Raw genomic sequence first — 20,977 nt, 5'->3', positions numbered from 1 at the left:
GTGCAACCCCGGAACCCCTCCGGTGGTCTGGGATACGCCACCGCAGTCCCGAGCCGTGATCAAGGAATGACAAATCCGGTCAACGCGGACCGCGCGGCACCCCCAACGACTCGGGACACCGTCCGGTGTCCCGACACGCACTGGAGAACGCCCGCATGCACAGACGCATACGCCACGCCCTGGCGACGGCCGCCGCCGCGGCCCTCACGGGCGGCCTGCTCACGGCCGCCGCCGGCACCGCATCCGCGGCAGGTTCCGGCCTGCAGGGCGACTTCAACGGGGACGGCTACCGCGACGTCGCCGTCTCCGCGCCGCTCGCCACCGTCGGCGGCAAGTCCAACGCCGGTCAGATCGCCGTGATGTACGGCTCGGCAACCGGCCTCAAGGCCGGCAGTCGCACCCTCGTCAGCCAGAACTCCACCGGAGTTCCGGGCAGTGCCGAAACCGGGGACCGCTTCGGCGAGGCCACCGCCGCCGGCGACTTCAACGGCGACGGATACGCCGACCTCGCGGTGGGCGCCCCGGGCGAGGACGTCGGCAGCGACACCGACGGTGGCACGGTCGTCGTCCTGTGGGGCTCCGCCTCCGGCATCTCGGGCGGCACCACGGTCACCGACCCGAACCCCACCGGCCAGGACAACTTCGGACAGTCCCTGACGGCCGGCGACTTCGACCCCGACGGCAAGGCCGACCTCGCGGCCGGCGGCACCTCCGCCAAGGTGTGGATCTTCCGCGGCGGCTTCACCAAGTCCGCCGGCGCGAGCAGTTCGTACTACACGTCGTTCCAGATCGACCACGGCAGCGGCGCCGGCGCCATGCACCTGATCACGGGCGACTTCAACGGGAGCGGCGGAGACGACCTGATCGTCAACGGCTACAGCTCCTCCACCCACTACAACACCAACATCATCATCTACGCCTCCCCCACCGGTACCAAGCTGGAGGGAGGCTCCCAGGAGAACCTGGCGCCCGGCCTCATCACCGCGACGGGCGACCTGAACGGTGACGGCAAGGCCGACCTCGTCATCGGCGAGAACTGGGACGACGGCATCTCCGGCGCCACCAAGGGCGGCAAGATCAACGTCATCTACGGCAACAACTACAGCAGTTACGCGACCGTCTCCGTCAGCCAGGGTACGACCGGCGTGCCCAGCGACCCGGAGTCCGGCGACGCGTTCGGCTGGGAGGTCTCCACCGGCGACATCAACGGCGACGGCTACGCCGACATCGCCATCGGCGCCCCCGGCGAGAACCTCTCCACCGGCAGCAGCACGTCGGTCACCGACGCCGGCGCGGTCACCGTTCTGTACGGCTCCGCCTCCGGTGTGTCCGGCACCGGCAGCCAGTACTTCCACCAGAACACCGCAGGCGTCCCCGGCGCCAACGAGAAGTACGACGGCTTCGGCGGCGAGGTCCAGCTCTCCGACGTCAACGGCGACGGCAAGGCGGACCTGACCGTTGGCGTCAACGGCGAGAACGACTGGAACGGCAACGTCGTCGGCTTCCTGTCCGACGGCCAGAAGATCACCACCACCGGCATCACGACCTTCGGCCCGTCCAACGTGGGCGTCTCCACCAGCGGCCGCCCCCAGTTCGGCAGCGTCATGGCGGGCTGACGAAGCCACCACCGACGGTGAGGGTCACCGTGCGACGTACGGTCGGACATCGCACGGTGACCCGCCCTGTCCCGTTGTACCGACCCGGTCGTACGCCCCTGCGAATTACCGACAAATGGCATACGTGCCGTGACCTAGGTCACTTGGCTTCGCTCATCGGTGATGTTTGCCGGGCGGAAAGCGCTGTAGCAAACGGCACATCAATGTGACTGATGTGCCGCACGTGACCAACTTCTGACTTCTGTGGCCCGGTCGTGGCCGTCTTTGGGGTGGGGAAACGTCGTGAGTCGACGTACGCATGCGTACAAACCGTTGAGCCTGAAACGCCGGGCGTGGCTGACGCTCGGTGCCGTGGTCCTGGGGGGTGGGGGCATTGTGACCTACGCCGTCGCCAGCCCGTCCGGCAGTCAGGCCGAAGGCCAGGCCAAGCGTCCGCCGAAGGTCTACGACCTGACGCTGAAGGGCGCCGAGACCGGCAAGGCGGAGCTGCCGCAGACAGACACCAAGCAGTTCTCGCTGCTCGGTGTCACCTGGGACAGTGCCACCAAGCCGCTCCACGGTACGGCTCAGGTGCGCACCCACAGCCTGAAGACCGGCGAGTGGAGCGCCTGGCGGAACCTTGAGGACACCGACCCGTTGGAGGACCCGAAGGAAAGGGCCACCACGCGCGGCGCGTCCGAGCCGCTGTGGGTCGGTCCCTCCGACGGCGTCCAGGTACAGGTCGTCCGCAAGAACGGCACCACCAACTCCAACCTGCCCAAGGGGCTCTCGGTCAGCCTCGTCGACCCCGGAGTGGTGACGGAGGCCGAGACGAAGGCCGAGCCGGCCGCGTACGTGGCGGGGACCGTCGGCGAGACGAGCGCGTCGCCCACCGACTCCGTCTCCCCGAGCGACAGCACCAGCGCCGCGCCGACGGACAGTGCGTCGGCGTCTGCGAGCGACTCCGCTTCCGCATCCGATTCGGCATCGGCATCGCCCTCGGATTCGGCGAGTACGTCCGCGAGCCCGTCGGCCAGTGCGCCCACCGCGCCGACCACGCCGCCGGCGCGGCCGTCCACGGCGCCGGAACCGTCGATCGTCTCGCGGGCCGACTGGGGCGCCGACGAGTCGCGCAGTCCCGACCCGTCGGAGTACAACGCCGATGTGAAGGCCGTATTCGTCCATCACACGGACACGGCGGTCGACTACACGTGCGACCAGTCGGCGGCGATCGTGCGCAGCATTTACGTGTACCACACGAGCCCCAAGAAGGACCAGAATGGCAAGGTGATTGAGGAGGCCTGGAACGACATCGGCTACAACTTCCTGGTCGACAAGTGCGGCACGATCTTCGAGGGCCGCAAGGGCGGTGTCGACCAGCCGGTGCTCGGCGCGCACACGTACGGCTTCAACCGGGAGTCCACGGGCATCGCGGTGCTCGGCACCTACACCACCACCGGCGCCTCCAACGCCGCGCTGGCCTCGGTCGCCCGGATCGCGGCCTGGAAGCTCGGCCAGTACGGCGCAGACCCGGCCGGCACGGTCCAGCTCAACGCGGGTGCCACACAGACGAATTTCTTCGGCACCCAGTTCACCGCAGGCACGAAGTACACCTTCAAGCGGATCTCGGGTCACCGCGACGGCTACAACACCGAGTGCCCTGGCGACAAGCTCTACGCCCAGCTGCCCACCATCCGCGCCTGGGCAGCCGGCCCGGTGCAGGGTCTGAAGACGACCTCGCTCGACGGCGCGGGTCTGTCGGGCACGACGTACTACACCAAGGGCGCGATCACGCTGCACTGGTCGGCGACCACGCCGTCCTCGCTCATCAAGAGCTACCAGCTGCTCGTCGACGGCAAGACCGTCACCACCGTCTCCGGCAGCGCCACCTCGGCCGCCACGACTCTGGCCCTGGGCAGCCACACCGTCGCCGTGCGGGCCGTACACCAGTCGGGCAAGACGGCGACCGTGACGCTGAACGTGGTGGCGGAGACCACCGCGCCCACCTTCACCACATCGCCGAAGCTCACCCTGCGCACCGGCACCGTCAACACCACCGCCGTCCCGGTGACCCTCGGCTGGAAGGCCACCGACGACAAGGCGCTGCGCTATGTGAAGCTGCTGGCCCCGACCGCGGTCACCTATGGCCCGACGACCACCAGCGCGAGCCTCACCGCCGCGTCCGGCACGGCCACGACGTGGTCGATGCGTGCCTACGACTGGGCCGGCAACTACCGCACCTCCTCGCCTGCCTTCACCCCGATGATCCTGCAGGAGACCTCGGCCACCAAGTCCGGTACTTGGTCGACCCGTTCGTCCTCCAGCTACCTCGGCGGCAAGTCGTACTCCAGCAGCTCCAAGAACGCGAGCCTGACCTGGACGTTCACCGGCCGCTCGGCCTCCTGGGTGGTCTCGCGCGCGTCGACCTCGGGCCAGGCGTACGTCTACGTCGACGGCGTCAAGGTCTCGACGGTCGACCTGAAGTCGTCCACGACCCTGTACCGGAACGCGATCTGGACGAAGTCCTGGTCCACCAGCGCCAAGCACACGGTCAAGATCGTGGTGGTCGCCACCAGCGGCCGCCCGACCATCACCACGGACGGCCTGGTGTACATCAAGTAGGCACGATCCACTGAGCAGTACGACGCGGCCCCGGGTCACCGACCCGGGGCCGCGCTGTTGTGCGTCCCCAGTCGGGAAAGGCTCGCCGAACTTCCGTACAACCTCCGCCCCTTGCCGAAGGTCTTCTGATCGGCATTCCCGGCCCCGGGATCCGCCCGACCGTTGGAGACACCTTGCGCAAGCGCACCTTGCTCCTGTCCGCCGTGCTCCTCGCCTCCGGCCTCACCCCGCTGGCGCTCGCCGCACCGGCGTCCGCCGCCCCCTCCGGCCTCCAGGGCGACTTCAACGGCGACGGCTACCGTGACGTGGCACTCGCGGCCCCCGCCGCCACGGTGAACGGGAAGACCTGGGCCGGCCAGGTCGCCGTGGTCTACGGCACGGCGAGCGGGCTGAACCCCGCCAAGCACCAGTTGATCAGCCAGAACACCGCGGGCATCCCGGGTGACGCGGAGAAGGACGACGAGTTCGGCGACCAGGTCGCCACCGCCGACCTCAACCGCGACGGCTACAGCGACCTCGTCGTGGGCACCCCGCACGAGAAGACGGGAAGCGCCGAGGACGCGGGCACGGTCGTCATCGTCTGGGGCTCGAAGAGCGGCCTGTCGGGCGGTACGACGGTGAAGAACCCGCAAACCCTGTACGGCAGTTACTTCGGCCTGAGCATCACGGCGGGCGACTTCACCGGAGACGGAAAGCCCGACCTGGCGATCTCCGCGCAGAGCGACTCGGCCAGCCCCAGCTGGCGCATCCGGCTGATCCGGGGTCCGTTCGCCAAGTCGGGCACGACCGGCAAGGTGTCGTCGTACTCCCCGGGCATCGACAAGCCGGTCCTCACCGCCGGCCGGGTCAGCGGCGACACCAAGGCCGACCTCGTGGTCACCGGCCAGAAGCCCGACCGCGACCAACTCGCCACCGCCGTCTACTACAAGGGCACCCCTGACGGCATCAGCAAGGCGGCCACCCTGCGTACGGCGGCGACGGCGGCGATCGGCGATCTGAACAAGGACGGCTACGGCGACATCGTCCTCGGCAACCCCGAGGAGCCGGCCGACGATCCCTCGGGCTCCACCGGCGGCAAGATCCACGTCATCTACGGCACCGGGTCCGGCCCGAGCGCCACCCGCCGTGTCTCGCTCTCGCAGAACACCGCGGGGGTTCCCGACTCCTCCGAGTACGGCGACCGCTTCGGACAGGCGCTGGCGATCGGCGACTTCGACAAGGACGGCTACGGGGACCTCGCGGCCGGCGCGCCGGGCGAGACCTTCGGGGACGACACCGACTACCGTGCCTCGGCCGGTGCGATCACCCTGCTCCGCGGCTCGGCATCCGGCCTCAGCATGTCCCGGCCGGTGTTCCTGACGCAGGACAGCGCGGGCGTGCCGGGCGCGGTCGAGGCGGGCGACCGCTTCGGTGAGACGCTGCTCGCCTCCGACGTGAACCACGACGGCCGCGCGGACCTCACGGCTGTGGCGGACCAGGAGAACGACCCCGAGGGCGCGGCCTGGTTCCTCCCGGGCGCCGCGTCCACCCTCTACTCGACCACGGCGTCGACGACCTTCGGCCCGACGAAGGTCGGCCTGCCGGCGCACACGTACACCGAGTTCGGGGCGGATCTGGCGGGCTAGGGGGTGTCGAAGTAGTGGCCCTGCTCGAGGTCCTCGAGCAGGGTCGGGTGGGTCGGCTCCCAGCCGAGCAGCTCGCGGGTGAGCTGGTTCGAGGCGGGGGCGTCGAGGCCGATGAAGGTGCCCATCCAGGCGAAGTGCTCGATCGCGTCCTCGGGCGCGATCGAGCCCGTGGGGACGCCGAGGCGGCGGCCGATCACCTCGGCGACCTCGCGCAGCGGCACGCCCTCCTCGCCCACGCCGTGCAGGACGGAGCCGGCCGGCGCCTTCTCCAGGGCCAGCCGGAACAAACGCGCGGCGTCGAGCTGGTGCACGGCGTTCCAGCGGTTGGCGCCGTCGCCGACGTAACCGGCGACGCCCTTCTGCCGGGCGAGGTCGACCAGGTATCCGACGAAGCCGGTCTTCAGCTCGCTGTGCACCGAGGGTGCGAGCCTGAGGACCGAGGAACGTACGCCCTGTTCGGCGAGGGCGAGCGTGGTGGTCGCGGCCGTGATGCGCGGGGACACGGTGGCGTCGGGCACGTCGCGTTCGGTGGCCAGGCGGCCCGGCGCGACCCCGAGGGTGCCGGAGGCGATGACGAACGGCCGGTCGGAGCCCTTGAGTTCGGCACCGATGGTCTCGATCGCGAGCAGGTCGATCTCCGCGGCCCGCGAGTACTGGGTGAAGTCGTGGATGAACGCGAGGTGGATGACGCCGTCGGAGTCGGCGGCGCCGGCGCGCAGGCTGTCGAGGTCTTCGAGATCGCCGCGCCGTACCTGGGCGCCGGCCTTGGCGAGTGCCTCGGCCGAGGCGTCCGAGCGGGCGAGCCCGACCACCTCGTGGCCCGCGTCGAGCAGCTCGGGAACGACGGCCGATCCGATGAACCCGGACGCACCGGTGACGAAAACACGCATGAGAAACCTCCATGGACCGGCCCGCCACGACCGGCGGGCGATCCATCGATGTCAGAGACTGTCATCACCGTAACAGTGATGACAGTCCCTGTCATCACGTATGGCAGTCCCTGTCGTCACCTACGATGTTCCGCATGGGTCGCTGGGAGCCGAACACGAGGGAGCGGCTGTACCTCGCCGCCCTCGAGCTGTATGCCGAGCGGGGATTCGAGCAGACGACGGTCGCCGAGATCGCAGGCCGGGCCGGGCTGACGGAACGCACGTTCTTCCGGTACTTCCCGGACAAGCGCGAGGTGCTGTTCGTGGGCTCGGGCTCGATGGAGGAACTGCTGACGAAGGTCGTCGTCGAGGCGCCCGAGTCCGCATCGCCGATGGACGCGGTCGCCGCCGCGTTCGAAGCGGTCAGCGGCGGAATGCAGGGGCGCCGAGAGGATGTGCTCAAGCGCCAGGCCGTGGTCTCGGCCCACCCGGAACTGCGCGAGCGCGAACTGCTCAAAGGCGCCAAACTCGCAGCTGCCCTGGCAGCCGCGCTGCGCGAGCGCGGCGTGAGCCCACTGCCCGCGCAACTGGCCGCCGAGGCGGGAACGTCCGTCTTCCACATCGCGTTCGAGCGCTGGGTCGGCGACGAAGGCCGTACGAGGGACTTCGTGGACCTGCTGCGCGAGTCCTTCGAGGAACTGCGTGCGGTGACGACGGGGAAGTAGACGGCGGGCTCACATGACGGCCTTGTACCCCTGCCGGCCCGTCGCGATCTTCACGCGGCCGCCGAACGACCCCTTGCCGTTGCCGCTGTAGCGGTACGGGTGCCGCTCGTGTCGCGCGCGACGAGGTCGGTCTTCCCGTCGCCGGTGAGTGTCGCCGACCGCGACGACCGCGTTGTACGAGGCGCCCCAGCCGGAGGCGAGCTTCACGCGGGTGCCGAACGTGATTCGTCTTCACGGACACGCTGCCGACGGCGGCCACGACGGACCTGCCCAAGGTCGAGGTCCCCTCGATATTCGAGACCGGCTCGGTGGCCGGCCTCCTGGCGGACCTGTAACCGACGTGGCCCGCGCAGCCCCTGTGTGTGGGGACCGCGCGGGCTAAGCCGCCTTGGTTCGTGCCGCACGCATGCCCGAGTCGGACCCCTCTGCATCCTCGAACGGGAAGGTGTCGTCCTCCCCGAAGTCCGGGGCCTGGAAGGGGTTGGTCGTCGGAGGCGGCGATGCTGCGGTGGAAGGGCGGGGCTGCCCTTCCGGGGCGGAGAACAGCGACGTCAGATCGATGAGAGGTCTCTCTTTCGGTTCAGGTCCCCGAAGGGGCCTGGCGTGCCCTGACCGGGCACAGTGGTGCTACAGCTTGGTCATCTTGGAGTACGGGCTCAAGATCCGCATCTGCGCCGAGCCGAAATCGACGAGCGCCGCGATTCCGTCCTCGATGCCGATCACCCGGCCGAGGCCGTACATGTCGTGTGTGACCCGGTCGCCCACGGCGAAGTGCTTGGGAGCCGGTGTGGTCGGGGCCTTGAAGGGGCTGGTGGGCAAATGACGCTTCGGTGCAGCGGGCTTTGTCATTGTGACCCCAGTATGCGCCTACGCGCGTCCCGTTCGCTGCGGCTGTCCACGACTGCGGCTAAGCATAGACCCGGAGGGCAACCCCCGCTTTAGGGCAGAGTCTGTAGGTTCCCTGCCGCTGACCTGGGGCTTCGATACCTGGTGAAGCGGCACGGGCTCATTCGTCGTCGCATCTTTCCAGGACGAGGCTCACAGACCGTTCCTGATCAGTGCGCAGGAGTGAGTCCTGGACCCGTGTCCTGGTACTGCGCGCATCCCGAACGGTTGTGGATGTGCTGGTCGCCCGCGTTCTTTCGGGTGTCCCTGTCCGGGCTCGTGCATCATGTGCACGGTCCGTGACGGGGCGGCGGGTTTCCTCGCGCCTGCGGGTGTCCGGTCGGGCCTGCCGACGGTCCAGGCACGGCCGTATTTTCGTGATCCACCCACTGTCGGCCCCCGGCCTCCCCGTGCTAGCTTTCGGCCCTTGATCGTGAAGGTTGTGTGGGGGGCCTTTCGTGAAGCTGGCGCGATTCTCGCCGCCGACCGCCGCAGCGCTGCTCCTGGGACTGACGACCGTCATCGGTCCCGGCGCGGTCGACTCGTACGCGGCGTCGGACACAGCGCTGCCGATCGGGCACTTCGCGCACATCGTCGTGGACGCTCCACACGGACACCTGTTCATCAGCGGCGGCGCCGGTACCGACGGCATTCTCGTCACCGACCTCGACGGCGGGAACCCGACGTCGATCAGCGGTGAGCCGGGTGCCACCGGTCTCGCCCTCTCCGACGACGGATCCGCGCTGTACGCGGCTCTCCCGGACCAGGACGCGATCGCGGCGATCAGTACGGAGAACCTGACTGAGTCGGCGCATTACGACACGGGCGCAGGCACCCACCCGGACTCGCTGGCCGTCGCCGGGGGCACCCTCTGGTTCGGGTACGGCACGGCAGGCGCCGGCGGCGTCGGATCCGTCGACGAGGCCGGTACGGTCACTTTGCAGCAGGATCCCGGCAGTTGGCCGGCCCCGCCGATACTGGCGACGACCCCGACACCGTCCGGCGTACTCGCGGCCGCGGTGCAGACGGGCGACACCTCCGCCTTCGTGACGTATCAGGCCGAGGGCGGTGCACTGACCCGGCGAGCCGCGAAAGCGCTGCCAGTGCCCGACCTGAGCGACTTCGCGGTCACGGCGGACGGGCTGCATCTGGCGGTCTCCTCCTGGGCGCGCCCGAGCGACGACCGGTACCGCACCTCGGACCTGGCGGTGGACGGGCGATTCGCCGAACCGGTAGCCGCCAGGGCTGTCGCCGTGGCCCCGGACGGCACTCTGGCCGGCTGCGGCTGCAACGACGGGTTCGAGGCATTCCCGGAAACGGGCGAGGGCTTCTACCACTGGTACGCGTACGCGTCCCCGCTGCACCTGGCCGCACACGGCCTCGCCTGGGCACCGGACGGGAGCCGGCTCTACGCCGTGGGTGTGAACGCCGCCGGGGAAACACCGACGCTCCAGATCGCTCGCACCCCGGAAACCGCATGGGTCACTCTCTCCGGACGCTCGACCACCACTCCGCCGGCCCCCGGCGAGACCTACACATTCAGGGCGGGCTTCGATTCCCCGCTCAGCCTCGTTGCCGGACAATCCATGATTCCGGGCACCGTACGGATCACGCGCTACGACGAAGCCGATCCCGACGGGGCGCTCATCCCGTCCCCGGCAACCACCCCGGCACGCGCGCCCGTCGACCCCTTCGGCTCCTACGACGTCTCCGGCACCGCTCCCCTCACCGGCCCACTGAGCTTCCGCGTCGACTACTCCGGAAGCGGCCACTATGCTCCGGCCGCCCGGACGTTCGACATCCCCGTCGCGAAGTACGCGCCCACCATGGCGCTGACAGCTCCGTCCACCGGCGGCCGAGCCGCACCGATGACGGTCACCGGAAGACTCACCTGGCCGCACGCGCACGTGACGACCGGCGCGGTCCACATCACCAAGACCGACCTGGCACACCCCTCGGGCTACTCGGTGGGCACCGTCTCCGTCGCCGCCGATGGCAGCTTCGCCCTCCACGACACCCCGCAGATCGGGGGCGCGAACACGTACGCCTTCACCTACGACGGCGGCACGTCCTACCTTCCGGTCACGGAGTCGGCGAAGGTGCAGGTGTCCCGGGCCACTCCGGCCTTGAGCGTGGTGACAGACGCGAGGTCGTATCACTCCGGCGCGACCGTCAAGGTCACCGCACACCTGGGGACCACCTACAACTCCCGCCTCGTGACGCTGTACGACCAGCCCGCCGGCAAGTCGAAGGTCCAACTGAAGAGCGGCAAGGTCGACACGCACGGAAACCTGGTGGCGTACTACAAGGTCACCCGCAACACCGCCTTCAGCGCGGCCTTCACGGGCGACTACCGCTACGCACCCCGCACGGTGACCACCAGTACGACCCTCACGCCGACGGTCCGGACGCAGCTGCAGTGGCCGCTGACGACCACCCGCATCGGATCCACTACCTACCAGGTCTTCTACAAGTCCGAAGTCACCATGGGCTTCAACGTCCAGGTCGCTCCCCGCCAGTCCGGCGGCTGCACGTCGGTGTACCTGGAGCACTACTACTCGGGGGCCTGGCACCAGGCCACCTCGCAGAGTTGCGTGCCCCTGTACTCCGACGGCTGGTACGGCTACGGCCGAGCTCTGAAGCTCTTCACGAGCAACGACCACTACCGCGTCCGTGGCCACTACACACCGCCGACCAAGGGCGCACAGACCGGCAGCGTGTGGAGCCGGTGGACCTACCTCACGGTCCGGCCTGGCAGCCCTTCGTGAGACAGGACGTTCAGTGACGTCCACTGCTCGGGAGTAATGCCTTTCCAGCGTTCTGCCGAGATCGCGGCGACGCCGTACGCCTCCACCGAAGTCCTCAACAAGTTCCTGCTCCTCGGCTGCGGCTGGAACGACCCCGAGTGCGCCCTCGTACTCCGTCTGGCGCTGCGTCTTACGCACCAGCGGGCGGCTGACACGCGGAGGGGCCCCGCCCGCCGGGTCGGGGTGGCGGTCGGGGCCCTGGTCGGGGTGGTGGGTCAGCGCACGGTGACGCCGTCCGTGCCCGACAGGATCGGGCCGCACGGGTCGCCGGTGTATCCCGCCGCCCACGCCGTCCCACTGCATCGGACACCGACGGACGAGACCAAGTGCTTCGGCGCCGAGGCGTCCGGGCCGCTTCTGTTGGGGGTTCTGCCACGGGCGTCCTGCCACGAGGGTCCGGTTAACCGCGCGAACGCTCGAAGGTCAGCAGGAGTCCCTCGACGGCTCCGGGACCTATGCGGCCCTTGACGTCGGCGGAGGTGATGGCCTTGAGGTGCCAGCCGTCCTCGGCATGCTTGTTCAGGACCTTCTCCAGTTTGTCGCTGTCCAGTGCGTCGCCGATCAGCGACTCCCGGAAGGTGACGACCTTGTATTCGTACACGTCGGGGTTACTCATGGCTGCGGAGTCCTCCTGCCGGCTGGGCCGGGTCGTGGTGTGATGGCCCGGGCCAGACAATCACCTTTGGGTGTTGTTGCACACCGAGGGCCCCACTTCGTGAACCATCGTCCCGTTGCTGCTAGGGCCATCAGATCGTCGAGTCGATGGTCTGGGACTCGGGCGGCGGCAGCGGACCCGCCGGCATTTACCTGCGTTCATGCCCCGTCCGGGTCTTCACTCAGGCTGGCCGCCCGGCCCCGGCTGGACGCCGACGGCCGCTGCTGAATGAGACGGAAACCGAGACGGAAAGGCGTCGCCTGACCAAGTCGTTCGAAGTACTGGCCGCAGGCACATACGCCTGTGCCTGAAATCCGGGTTCCGGTGGCAGGCCTGGCAGGAGCCGCAGCGTGCGGGTCGACCGCCGCAGGCTACGTATCGACTGGCAGCGCCACGTGAGCCCTGCTACACCGGAGAGACAGGGAGGTGTGGCATGCCTCGTGATCTGGCTAAGGGGCTGACCGCGCTCCTTGCGGCCGTGGCAGGCCCGATCGCCGTCTGCGCGCTCCTGCTGCCCATCCGAGGCAGCCTGTCCCACACCAACGAGGCCCTGATCCTGATGTTGGTCGTCACGGCCGTGGCCGCCCTCGGCTACCGTTGGGCCGCGGTCCTCACGGCCCTGTCCGCCGCCGTGTGGTTCGTCTTCTTCTTCACCACTCCGTACGAAAGCTTCACCCAAATGAGCAACGCGGACGACGTCGAAACCGCCGGGCTGCTGCTCGTCGTCGGCCTTGCGGTCTCTCAGCTGGCTCGCCGCTACAGCCGCGAGCGCGCCATCGCTACCACGCTGCAGCACAGCCTGCTGCCCCGTGTGCTGCCGGACACCAGCGCCGTCCGGGTGGCGTGCCGGTACGTGCCCGCCGAGGGCGAGGTCGGCGGGGACTGGTTCGACGTGATCCCTCTCCCAGGGTTCCGCACCGCCCTGGTGGTCGGCGACGTGGTCGGCCGTGGCCTGCGCTCCGCGGTCACCATGGGGCGGCTGCGCACCGCGGTCCGCAATTTCTCCACCCTTGACCTGCCGCCCGACGAGCTGCTGGCCCGCCTTGACGACGTGGTTCATCAGATGGATGCGGAGGCGGGCGCCAGCGAGGACGGGACCGCCGCGGCTACGTGCCTGTATGCGATCTACGACCCGGTCTCCTGTAGCTGCGCGATGGCAAGAGCAGGTCACTTTCCGCCCGCCATCGTCTATCCGGACGGCCGCGTGGAGATTCTCGACCTGCCTGAAGGTCCCCCGCTCGGTATAGGCGGCCTGCGCTTTCAGGCCGACGAGCGGCAGCTGCCGGAGGGTACGCAGCTCGTGCTCTATACCAACGGGCTCATCGAGAACCGGCACCGCGACATCGGGGCCGGCCTGAAGCTGCTGAGTAACGCGCTCTCCGGCGTGGGGATCGACCCGGAGGAGACGAGCGAGACGATCCTGGAGGCGGTGCTATCCGCCCGTCCAGTGGATGACGTCGCTCTCCTGATCGCCCGCACCCGCGCGTTTCCGCGTGACCGTATCGCCGAATGGGACATCCCGGCCCTTCCCGCCGCGGTGGCCGGCCTGCGAGCCGAGGTGTTCGCGAAGCTGGCCGACTGGAACCTGGAGGAGACGGCATTCACTACCGAACTGATCCTCAGCGAACTGGTCACCAACGCCATCCGCTACGCGGCGCCCCCTGTCCACCTGCGCCTTCTGCGCGATACCAACCTGGTGGTGGAGGTCAGCGACGGCAGTAGCACCTCCCCGCACCTGCGCTACGCAACGGCCATGGACGAAGGCGGTCGCGGAATCTTCCTCGTCGCCCAGTTCGCCGAGCGGTGGGGAACCCGCTTCACCCCCACCGGGAAGATCGTCTGGGCCGAGCAGTCAGCCCCATCCCCTGTCCTGGCATCGGTTGCGTGACCGGGCTGGACTGCCCGAGGCCACAGAGCCTGCTGCCCGGGCCAGCCTCCGAGAGGGGAGACGTCCCCTTCGGGGTATCGCCGTCCGGAGATCGGATTACTTGATGACCGAGTCAAGGGTTGCGTCCAGGGAAGTGGTGTACGGGTTCGACCTGATCCGGGGGTTTGCTCCGGCGTCGGGGTGAGGCCCGCATAGACGAACGGCCACCGGCTGATCTTCGAGATGTCGAAGCTCGAAGGGAGATCAGCACGATGACCGCACCCGGCAGTGTGCCCCTGCACGCCCTCGCGGAAGACAACCTCGCCACGGCGAGTCCCGACCTGCTGCGCGCGATGGTCCAGACGTTCGCCGACGCGCTCATGTCCGCCGAGGCCGACGCCCTCTGCGGGGCCGAATACGGCCAGGTCAGCGACGAACGCGTCAACCACCGCAACGGCTACCGCCCACGCGAGTGGGACACGAGGGCCGCCACCGTCGAGCTGGCCATCCCCAAGCTGCGGTCTGCGGCTGCCGCCCGGGATGCTCTTGCTGCTGACCGGCGGCGGGGTCAGAACGCGGCGGGCTCCTTCGCAGTCGCCTCCCTGGTGGGCAGTAGCCGGGGAACCAGGCGGACGTAGGCGACCATGCCGAGGACTTCGACGAGGGTTTGGGTGACCACGACGACCGCGGCCACCGCAAGCGCGTCGGGCAGTGCCAGGGCCAGCGGCAGCACGACCAGGGAGTTGCGGGTTGCGCCAGTGAAGACGATCGCTCGCCCGGCGCCGGCGTCGAGTCGGAACAGCCTGGCTACGGCCTTTCCGGCGAACGCCATGACCAGCAGGAACACGGCGTAGACCGCACCTTGATCTGGAACCAGAGCCACCTCCTGCACGGGCTCCGCGAGTTCGAGTCCTTCCACAACCGGCATCGACCGCACCGAGCGCTGAAGCAAGCCGCGCAACCTCGCCCACTACCCAAACCGATCAACGTGCCAGCGTGGATGAAGCATCTTGAGGTCCGGCGGCGAGACCGACTCGGCGGAACCCTGCACGAGTACCAACATGCCGCCTGAACAGGCCGGATGATTTATCGGCACCCACAGTCCTATGCGTTCGCGTAGGCGGGGAAGCGGTCGAGCAGGCCGGTCTGGCGGAAGACCAGGTCGGTCGTGTGGTTGTCGTAGACGATGCGCATCCAGCCGCCCCGGGCGCGGCAGTCGCACCACGCCTCGCACAGTGGCGTCAGGATGCTGCAGTCGGTGAAGGTCACCTCGCTCAGGTCCACGATCAGGAGGAGCCGTCCGGGCCAGGCCGCGCGGGCCTCGGCCAGGGCGTGGACCAGTGGCGCCAGGATCTGCGCGTCCAGTTCGCCGCGTGCGCGGACGATGCGGCACTCCTCGAAGAGCGTGGGCGTTTCGTGTTGAGTGGTCAACGGCTCGCGCGAGGATGGTGGTTGAGGCCGGCCGGTCGTCCCTGCCGCGGGCTCCCAAGGTGCCGCGTTCCTCATTTTTCTTCCCCGGTCGTGCCCACCGGGCGACCCGTTTCGGCGAGTGCCAGCATCCGCGCGGCGGTCAGCGGGTTCTCGGGGTCGGCGGCGGCTGCCAGCAGCCGGGCTGCTGTTCCGGCCGGCTCCCCGGGCGGGACGACCAGGAGCACCCAGCGTCCCACGGTGCCGCAGTCCAGGGTGATGACGTGCGCCTCGCTTCCGGGTCCGGCCGGCTCCACGGCGATCACCCGGCCGGGCGCCATGACCGTGTGCGGGGCGTCGCGCCACTCGGCGGGCCCCACGGTGACCCGTATCGTGGCGGCCGGGTCCGGCTCCAACGAGCCGACGAGTGAGGGAAGTTCGAGTTCCAGCGCGTCGCAGCGCGGCCACCAGGCTCCGTCCAGCGGACCATGGCTGGCGTCCGGGGTGAGGGTCAGGCGGGGGATGGGCATGCGGTACGTGTGCGCGTCGGCACCGGACGCACCCTCGGCCGACGTTCTGCCGGGTTCCATCGTGCGGTCCCGTCCCGGGAGCCGTGGGACGACTGCCCGTTTGGTCACTCGCCGGGAACGGCACCGCCGGTCGCGCTGCGCGAAAAACCCTCGGTACGGTCAGGCTACTCCTGGTCGACGAGGAGCGGGTGGATCAGTCGTCCGGCTGTGCCTTCTCTGTCTTGTCGCGATCCTCCTGGTCCTCCTCCAGCTCCTCCATCAGGCGGATGCCCTCATGTGTCAGCGAGACGGCGGCGGGGGTCCGGTGCGAGGTCCAGTCCACGTTGATCAGGCCCTCGTCGGCCAGGTAGACGCAGGCGGCGGAGAGGTCCTCGTCGGGCAGGCCCAGCTCGGCGCGGAGCGCCGATCCGCTGACCTCGGGGCGATTGAGCTCGGCGGCCCCGTACAGGGATCGCAGGACCGCCTCCCTGTTGTTCTTGCGTTCGTGGAGTTTCGTCATGGCTGTCGTTCTCCGAGGTGACGGCCGCGTGGGGACGGACACGACGGCGGGTCCTCGTGGCTGAACGGACCCCCGGGTCACACCTCATCGGCGTGTGTCCGGTCCTGATCCGTCGATTCGCTGGTCGCGAGCCAGGACCGTGCGGGTTCCGCGGCGCGCGCGGTGTCGAGGGTGAGATGGAGCCGGGTCCCTCCTTCGCGGCCGGCGGGGTAGCTGCGCTGCTCGGTCGAGGCGAAGCAGCGCCAGAGCACTTCGGTGACGCGACGGGCGACCTCCGGCGTCGCGGCGACGACGCGGACCTCGGCGTGGCCCTCGGGGGTAAGGGCTCGTGCTCCATACGGACCTCCTGGCGGCGACGGGTACGAACCACGAATCCGGCCACCCCCGACACACCGGGTGAGGTGCGGGAGCTGCGGCGCGTTTCCACGGCGGCCCTCCTCTGAAGGGTATGCCGGGTAAAGGTGGCCGTGCATGCCATGGCCGAACGGCGGTCCGGCTGCTGGCAGGTCGCCCGAGCCCGGTGGCCGTGCGAGCCGGCCTGGGCCGGAAAGCGGCGCCCGATCCCAGAAGGCCGGTGCCGTTGTCGGCGCCGGCTGACGCGGTCGTCGGCGACCGCCGGGCCGCCGAGGCGGGCCCGGCCGGGAGTACGGCGGAGACACCGAGGACACGCCGCGCACCGCCTCAGACGCCGGTGCCGTTCTCGGGGATCGACGACGCCGAGTCGGCCTTCGTTCGCGCCCGGGGCAGGGTTGGTCATGACAGCGCACATGTTGCTCCCGACGACCTTGGCTCTCCCCGCGCTCCGACTCGCACGGGGCAGGCCGCGCACCCGCATGCCGGGCCCGCCAAGGGCGGAGCGCAGGTCCTCGCCCCAGGTGGCAGAACGCGTCCGCCCCCTGACGCGTGGTCAGGTCGCGGACCGCCTGCAGGAGCTGGGCGACCTGTACGCGGAGACCCCCGGTGGTGACCCATGGGCGTGGAACCAGGCGCGTGCCGCCTTCCTGCGCCATCTCGCCGCCGACGCACGACGACCGGGGTTCTCGCTCCTGATCGCGGAGACCACCGCCCTGACCGGATATGCCTACGGCTTCCCCACGGGCGGCGCAGGTCCGTGGTGGGCGGGGTTCGACGGACACGTTCGGGGGAGTCTGCTCCGCCGCGCCGCCTCCGCGCCTGCTCGCCCTAGCTCGAGGGCGTGAACTGGGGCAGGCGCGCCATGATGGCCTGGATCTCGGCGTCATCGGAGACGCCCTGGAAGTCGTGGCGAGGCGTGTAGAGCGCTTCGAGCGCGCGGAGCTCCTCGTCGCTCAACTCGATCGCCAGCGAGGCCACAGCGTCGTCGATCTGCTGCGTCGTACTGGCTCCGACGAGGGGAGCGGTGACGACCGGCTTGCTGTGCAGCCAGGCGAGGGCGACCTGCGCGCGCCCGACGCCTCGGGTCTCGGCGATGCGGCCGACGGCGTCGACGACGGCGTGGTCGGATGCTTCGGTCTGCGCCGTGTACAGCATGTCGGCGAACCCGTCGTTGCCGCCTCGCGCGGTCGACCTCGCCTCTGTCCACGCGCGAGCGAGGCGCCCTCGGGCCAACGGGCTCCAGACGACTGTGCCGACGCCCTCGTCGAGACAGAGCGGGATCATCTCGCGCTCCTCCTCGCGGGCGAGCAGGTTGTAGTGGTCCTGCATCGACACGAACCGGGCCCAGCCGTGCTCGCGCTGGAGGTGCAGCGCCTTCGCGAACTCCCAAGCAGGCATCGACGAGGCGCCGAGGTAGCGGACCTTGCCGGCCTTGACCAGGTCGTGCAACGCATCGAGGGTCTCTTCCAGCGGGGTCGCATGGTCATTGCGGTGTATCTGGTACAGGTCGATGTAGTCCGTGCCGAGGCGCCTGAGCGAGTGGTCGACCTCGGTCATGATCGCCTTGCGACTCAAGCCCTTGCCGTTGGGTCCCGAGCGCATCGGATTCCGCAGCTTGGTCGCGATCACGACATCGTCGCGGTCGGCGAAGTCCCGCAGCGCGCGGCCGAGGATCTCCTCGCTGGAGCCCTGCGAGTACACGTTCGCCGTATCGAAGAAGTTGATCCCCTGCTCCAGGGCGTGCTTGATGAGCAGGCGACTGTCCTGCTCGCCCAGCGACCAGACCGGGTGGCCGCGGTCGGGCTCGCCGTAGGTCATCGCGCCGATCGCGATCGGCGAGACATCGAGGCCCGTGCTGCCGAGCTTGACGTAGTCCACGAGGGTCTCTCCAGTCCTTCCGGGGTCCTGACGAACATCAGATCCGTACGGTCGTCTTGCCGCGTGCGCCGCCCTCGCGCGCCAGCGCCTCCGGAACCCCGTCCAGCGTGACGATCCGCTGGACAGGGACCGTGATCCGGCCTGACGCGGCCTCGACGGTGATCCGGGCGAGCAGGTCCGGCTTGTCCTGCATCGTGTAGTTGTCTACGGCGATGCGTTCGGAGGCGAGCAGCTCCGGTGGAGCGGTGAAGGTCACGGACGCGGCCGCGCCGCCGTCGCGGACGAGCCCGGCGTACGCACCGAAGCGGGCCGTGTCGAGGGTGAGGTCGACGAAGGCGTCGATTCCGCCGGGATGCGTCCTGCGGACCTGCTCCGTGACGTCGAGGGCTGTGTAGTCGACCGTCAGGGCGGCGCCGAGGCCGCGGATCCACCGGTCGGTGTCCGGCCGGGCGGTCGCGATGACTTCCGCTCCACGGGCCGCCGCGAGCTGGACGGCGAGAACGCCCACCCCGCCGGTGGCGCCCGCGATCAGGACCGACTGCCCGGATCGCAGGCCGATGGCCTCCAGGACGCCGAGCGCGGTCATGCCCGCGGTCGGCAGCGCCGCGGCGATCCCGGCGGGCATGCCGTCCGGGACCCGCTGGAGCGCTCCGCTGTCAGGGCGTTCCGCGACCACCGTGTACTCGGCGAATGTGCCGTGGCCCAAAGGCGCGTGGAGGAATTGGCCGTGCACGGTGTCGCCGGGCCTGAACCCGCGCACGCCCTCCCCGGTTTCCGTCACCCGGCCCGCGCCGTCCACGCCCAGGACGAGCGGGGTCACATACGGCATGGGCATCCGGCCCTCGGCGATCCCCATGTCGATCGGGTTCACCGACGCCGCCGCCAGTTCGACCAGGACTTCTCCCGGCGCCGGGCGGGGCACGGGGAGCTCCGTCAGTTCGGGCTTCTCACCGATCCCGCGCACCGCGACAGCACGCATGGCTCATCTCCTCTTCCTCGTCCTTCACTCCTGCCCCCGCTGCCAGTCAACGCGGCGGGGCGGCGGACCTGAAGGACCGATCCGGGCGCCGTCGATACCCTGGAGGTATGAATGACCTGGAGACGCGGCAGCTCCGGTATTTCGTCGCGGTCGCGGAGGAGCTGCACTTCGGGCGCGCGGCCGAACGGCTCGGCATGGCGCAGCCGCCGCTGTCCCGCGCGATCCGGGACTTGGAACGCCAGCTCGGTGTGGTGCTGCTCCGGCGTACCACGCGCGAGGTCACGCTCACGCCGGCCGGGGAGGTGCTGCTCAGGGACGCCCGGACCGCCCTCGACGCGATCAGTGCCGCCGGCCGGCGGGCCCGGCACGCCGGCGAGCCCACGCCTCGGCTGCGGCTCGCGCTCAAGCCCGACATCGACGGCGGTCTGCTGCCCCGGATCCTCGACGCGTACGCCGGACAGGAGGCGGCCCTGCCGGTCGATCTGGTGCTCGGCCGCTTCGGCGAACAGGCGCAGGCGGTGCGCGACGGCCGCGCCGACGCCGCACTGCTGCTCGCCCCGTTCGATGACCACGGCCTGGATTCCGAGCCGCTGGTCACCGAGCCGTTCCTGATCGCCCTGGCCGCCACCGACCCCCTGGCCGCCCGGCCGTCCCTGCGGCTGGCCGACCTGGCGGGCCTCAGCCTTCCCGACGGCTCATCCGCGGACCAGGGCCCCGCCAGCGGCCGGCACGACCGGGCGGGGGCACACGACGACGCGGCTACGGCGAGCATCGCGCAGGACGCCTCCGACCTGCCCGAGATCTTCCGGCGCGTCGAACTCGGCAGCGTCGTCTGCTTCTTCCCCGCCTCGCTCACCCGGCGCTATCCGCGGCCCGAGCTCGCCTACCGCCCGGTCGACGACCTGGCACCGGCCACCCTGGCCGTGGCGTGGCCACAGACCTCCCGCTCGACAGCCGTCGCCGCGTTCGTCCTTGCGGCCACCACGGTCGCGGCGGCCACCCAGCCCCAGAAGCGGGAAACACCGCAGACGGCAGTTACCTGACACCATCGCGGGCGGGCTCGTACGAGGGCTGACGCGCTCGGCCCGGGACGGTGACCTCGCAGGAAAGGACGCAATGTGCGGTCGGTACGGTGAACACCTACGCCGCGAAGACCGTCTACCGGCAAGTCGTGTTCACCCACACGCTCGGCACCACGATCACGACCCACAAGGTGCCGTTGCGGGTCCTCTCCGGCAGCACACCCGGACGATCCACCGTCACCCTGGACGCCCTGATGGTCACCCGCTGAGCCGACCGCCCGGGCCGTGAGACCGCCACGACAACGGCCGTCTCACGGCCACACGGGATGGCCGCCGGACAAGCGGACGCGTCCTGTTCCGCCTGCTGCTTGGCGGCGGCCCGTTGGGCACGGGCCAGTCGCGACCCCCTGGAGGTGGAACGCCTGAGCCTCGGCGAGTGTCCATGGCGGGCCCAGCTGGGGAGGTTCCGGGATGACGGGGGGATGGGCGGCGGGGAACGACTGCAGATGGACGCCGGTCGTCTGCCGCCGCGGCGCGGCGTGTGCTGGTCCGGCGTCGACCGCCACTGAGGGAACCCGACGCGTAGAAGGGGCCGAGACCGGACGAGACCCGCGCGCCACCACTGCCCAGGCCGAGCCTCGCGGCACAGGGACCGATC

Annotated in this window: 20 protein-coding genes and 2 pseudogenes; 11 read left to right on the top strand and 11 right to left on the bottom strand. The window is 69.9% G+C overall.

Annotated features, from left to right (window positions below):
- Positions 1-155: 155 nt before the first annotated feature.
- From ACFYXB_RS05515 to ACFYXB_RS05505, 3 genes are all read left to right on the top strand, one after another.
- On the top strand, positions 156-1,616 hold the full coding sequence (locus tag ACFYXB_RS05515; RefSeq protein ID WP_389578004.1) for an FG-GAP-like repeat-containing protein: 1,461 nt from the start codon (positions 156-158) through the stop codon (positions 1,614-1,616).
- 318 nt (positions 1,617-1,934) lie between these two features.
- A complete protein-coding gene (locus ACFYXB_RS05510; RefSeq protein WP_389578639.1) occupies positions 1,935-4,217 on the top strand; it encodes an N-acetylmuramoyl-L-alanine amidase in 2,283 nt (760 codons plus the stop codon).
- A 173-nt stretch (positions 4,218-4,390) separates the two neighbouring features.
- Entirely contained in the window at positions 4,391-5,842 is a 1,452-nt protein-coding gene (locus ACFYXB_RS05505) for an FG-GAP-like repeat-containing protein (RefSeq protein WP_389578001.1), read from the top strand.
- Here ACFYXB_RS05505 and ACFYXB_RS05500 read toward each other — a convergent pair.
- The gene (locus ACFYXB_RS05500) at positions 5,839-6,732 is read right to left on the bottom strand and encodes an SDR family oxidoreductase (protein ID WP_388500106.1); all 894 of its coding nucleotides are present in this window, start codon (positions 6,730-6,732) and stop codon (positions 5,839-5,841) included. The genes ACFYXB_RS05505 and ACFYXB_RS05500 overlap by 4 nt on opposite strands.
- A gap of 134 nt (positions 6,733-6,866) precedes the next feature.
- Between ACFYXB_RS05500 and ACFYXB_RS05495 the strand changes: the two genes are divergently transcribed.
- A complete protein-coding gene (locus ACFYXB_RS05495) occupies positions 6,867-7,436 on the top strand; it encodes a TetR family transcriptional regulator (RefSeq protein ID WP_389577997.1) in 570 nt (189 codons plus the stop codon).
- Positions 7,437-7,445: 9 nt separating this feature from the next.
- Here ACFYXB_RS05495 and ACFYXB_RS05490 read toward each other — a convergent pair whose 3' ends face one another.
- Both ACFYXB_RS05490 and ACFYXB_RS05485 read right to left on the bottom strand, forming a co-directional pair.
- The gene (locus ACFYXB_RS05490) at positions 7,446-7,643 is read right to left on the bottom strand and encodes a hypothetical protein (protein ID WP_389577994.1); all 198 of its coding nucleotides are present in this window, start codon (positions 7,641-7,643) and stop codon (positions 7,446-7,448) included.
- A gap of 420 nt (positions 7,644-8,063) precedes the next feature.
- On the bottom strand, positions 8,064-8,285 hold the full coding sequence (locus ACFYXB_RS05485) for a hypothetical protein (RefSeq protein ID WP_389577991.1): 222 nt from the start codon (positions 8,283-8,285) through the stop codon (positions 8,064-8,066).
- A gap of 494 nt (positions 8,286-8,779) precedes the next feature.
- On the opposite strand from ACFYXB_RS05485, the gene ACFYXB_RS05480 reads away from it, so the two are divergent.
- Positions 8,780-11,089, top strand: a complete 2,310-nt coding sequence (locus ACFYXB_RS05480; protein ID WP_389577988.1) for a hypothetical protein — start codon at positions 8,780-8,782, stop codon at positions 11,087-11,089.
- Positions 11,090-11,528: 439 nt separating this feature from the next.
- Here the strand turns inward: ACFYXB_RS05480 and ACFYXB_RS05475 are convergent, their stop codons facing one another.
- Positions 11,529-11,744: a DUF4177 domain-containing protein gene (locus ACFYXB_RS05475; RefSeq protein WP_351360272.1), complete on the bottom strand. Its 216-nt coding sequence runs from the start codon at positions 11,742-11,744 to the stop codon at positions 11,529-11,531.
- Between the two features lie 472 nt (positions 11,745-12,216).
- Between ACFYXB_RS05475 and ACFYXB_RS05470 the strand changes: the two genes are divergently transcribed.
- Both ACFYXB_RS05470 and ACFYXB_RS05465 read left to right on the top strand, forming a co-directional pair.
- Complete coding sequence (locus tag ACFYXB_RS05470; protein ID WP_389577985.1) at positions 12,217-13,671, top strand: SpoIIE family protein phosphatase; 1,455 nt, start codon at positions 12,217-12,219, stop codon at positions 13,669-13,671.
- 251 nt (positions 13,672-13,922) lie between these two features.
- Positions 13,923-14,288 carry a transposase gene (locus ACFYXB_RS05465; RefSeq protein ID WP_389577983.1) on the top strand — a complete coding sequence of 122 codons (366 nt, stop codon included), beginning with the start codon at positions 13,923-13,925 and terminating at the stop codon, positions 14,286-14,288.
- Here ACFYXB_RS05465 and ACFYXB_RS05460 read toward each other — a convergent pair.
- A pseudogene (locus tag ACFYXB_RS05460) lies at positions 14,219-14,503 on the bottom strand (arsenic resistance protein); the annotation flags it as partial. The gene ACFYXB_RS05465 and the pseudogene ACFYXB_RS05460 sit on opposite strands and share 70 nt — an antisense overlap.
- On the opposite strand from ACFYXB_RS05460, the pseudogene ACFYXB_RS05455 reads away from it, so the two are divergent.
- Positions 14,501-14,722: pseudogene (locus ACFYXB_RS05455) on the top strand (integrase); the annotation flags it as partial. The pseudogenes ACFYXB_RS05460 and ACFYXB_RS05455 overlap by 3 nt on opposite strands.
- A gap of 32 nt (positions 14,723-14,754) precedes the next feature.
- Here the strand turns inward: ACFYXB_RS05455 and ACFYXB_RS05450 are convergent.
- The 4 genes from ACFYXB_RS05450 to ACFYXB_RS05435 all read right to left on the bottom strand — a co-directional run bounded on the left by ACFYXB_RS05450 (position 14,755) and on the right by ACFYXB_RS05435 (position 16,460).
- The gene (locus tag ACFYXB_RS05450; RefSeq protein ID WP_389577980.1) at positions 14,755-15,081 is read right to left on the bottom strand and encodes an STAS domain-containing protein; all 327 of its coding nucleotides are present in this window, start codon (positions 15,079-15,081) and stop codon (positions 14,755-14,757) included.
- Positions 15,082-15,152: 71 nt separating this feature from the next.
- Entirely contained in the window at positions 15,153-15,647 is a 495-nt protein-coding gene (locus tag ACFYXB_RS05445) for a DUF5994 family protein (protein ID WP_389577977.1), read from the bottom strand.
- A gap of 133 nt (positions 15,648-15,780) precedes the next feature.
- Positions 15,781-16,086 carry a hypothetical protein gene (locus ACFYXB_RS05440; RefSeq protein ID WP_351360246.1) on the bottom strand — a complete coding sequence of 102 codons (306 nt, stop codon included), beginning with the start codon at positions 16,084-16,086 and terminating at the stop codon, positions 15,781-15,783.
- 77 nt (positions 16,087-16,163) lie between these two features.
- The gene (locus ACFYXB_RS05435) at positions 16,164-16,460 is read right to left on the bottom strand and encodes a hypothetical protein (RefSeq protein WP_389578637.1); all 297 of its coding nucleotides are present in this window, start codon (positions 16,458-16,460) and stop codon (positions 16,164-16,166) included.
- Between the two features lie 501 nt (positions 16,461-16,961).
- On the opposite strand from ACFYXB_RS05435, the gene ACFYXB_RS05430 reads away from it, so the two are divergent.
- Complete coding sequence (locus ACFYXB_RS05430; protein ID WP_389577974.1) at positions 16,962-17,285, top strand: hypothetical protein; 324 nt, start codon at positions 16,962-16,964, stop codon at positions 17,283-17,285.
- On the opposite strand, the gene ACFYXB_RS05425 is transcribed toward ACFYXB_RS05430, so the two are convergent.
- Positions 17,269-18,318: an aldo/keto reductase gene (locus tag ACFYXB_RS05425; RefSeq protein WP_389577972.1), complete on the bottom strand. Its 1,050-nt coding sequence runs from the start codon at positions 18,316-18,318 to the stop codon at positions 17,269-17,271. The genes ACFYXB_RS05430 and ACFYXB_RS05425 overlap by 17 nt on opposite strands.
- A 37-nt stretch (positions 18,319-18,355) precedes the next feature.
- A complete protein-coding gene (locus tag ACFYXB_RS05420; RefSeq protein ID WP_389577969.1) occupies positions 18,356-19,297 on the bottom strand; it encodes an NADP-dependent oxidoreductase in 942 nt (313 codons plus the stop codon).
- Positions 19,298-19,404: 107 nt separating this feature from the next.
- On the opposite strand from ACFYXB_RS05420, the gene ACFYXB_RS05415 reads away from it, so the two are divergent.
- Both ACFYXB_RS05415 and ACFYXB_RS05410 read left to right on the top strand, forming a co-directional pair.
- A complete protein-coding gene (locus ACFYXB_RS05415; protein ID WP_351360233.1) occupies positions 19,405-20,340 on the top strand; it encodes a LysR substrate-binding domain-containing protein in 936 nt (311 codons plus the stop codon).
- An 89-nt stretch (positions 20,341-20,429) separates the two neighbouring features.
- On the top strand, positions 20,430-20,588 hold the full coding sequence (locus tag ACFYXB_RS05410) for a hypothetical protein (protein ID WP_389577966.1): 159 nt from the start codon (positions 20,430-20,432) through the stop codon (positions 20,586-20,588).
- Positions 20,589-20,977: the final 389 nt, after the last annotated feature.

Origin of the sequence: Streptomyces sp. NPDC002619 (assembly GCF_042889305.1) — a bacterium.
In the GTDB taxonomy this organism is placed as follows: Bacteria; Actinomycetota; Actinomycetes; order Streptomycetales; family Streptomycetaceae; genus Streptomyces.
Note: the sequence above shows the minus strand (reverse complement) of the source record. Positions and strands in the feature narration are given on the sequence as shown.